Here is a 768-nt window from a genome sequence, read left to right as displayed (position 1 = left end):
TTATTTGTTGTGCTGATATTTTATATTCCTGTCTCATGAAATTACAACCACTATACATGGTCATATTTCCATTTTTAAAGTTTACGAGTATGGGTATTTTAGTTTTTCTACTGGTGTAGATCCAAGTATAATTTTCAAGAATGCCAATTGTGATTTGTTGAGATAATGGGGGTACTATTCTATTGATAGAACTATTCACTCTTTGATCTAACGAAATATTTTGATCAATATCAGGTGATAATAAGATTAAGGGTATAATAAATATGTTAATTGGTTTCAACTGTGTTTAATCCATTGATTTTTCCTAAAAACGTATACTGTTGCTGATCTTGGCTCAATATTAATAGTGGTTGATTTGTTTTAGTAAATATAATTTTAAATGCCACTGGAACTTCAAAAAATTGCTTTATAAGTGATTCTTGGTGTTCTAAATGGGTAGGGCAACCTATTGCACTACTTGTTATAGGAATTTCAACAACAATAGTATTATTCATTAACCTATAATTTGCACTGATAATATTGCATTGACTATACATTCCTATCCCTGTTTGAGTAAAACTAAGCTCAATGGGTATCTGACTATTTGCAGGAGTGTAAGACCATGTATATTGCATCAAAAATTTTTGCTGATCCTTTTCTGACATTGCTTTATATGAATTTTGATTAGAACTGGATGGTTTTGTACATGCACCGAGTAACAATACAATGCCTAGAATAATATTAGTTTTCATTGTATAAATCTGATTTTATGTTTATTTAAAATTATAG

The 768-nt window shown here is 29.2% G+C and carries 1 protein-coding gene and 1 pseudogene; both read right to left on the bottom strand.

The genetic code is table 11. The features are described 5' to 3' along the window. Positions 1-199: pseudogene (locus KPC_RS20680) on the bottom strand (hypothetical protein); the annotation flags it as partial. A 67-nt stretch (positions 200-266) separates the two neighbouring features. After that, complete coding sequence (locus tag KPC_RS20115; RefSeq protein ID WP_121976038.1) at positions 267-731, bottom strand: META domain-containing protein; 465 nt, start codon at positions 729-731, stop codon at positions 267-269. Between the last annotated feature and the right edge of the window lie 37 nt (positions 732-768).

This window comes from Acinetobacter stercoris (assembly GCF_900323515.1).
GTDB classification, from domain to species: domain Bacteria; phylum Pseudomonadota; class Gammaproteobacteria; order Pseudomonadales; family Moraxellaceae; genus Acinetobacter; species Acinetobacter stercoris.
The sequence above is the reverse complement of the archived record's forward strand: the minus strand, read 5'-3'. Positions and strand labels throughout refer to the sequence as shown.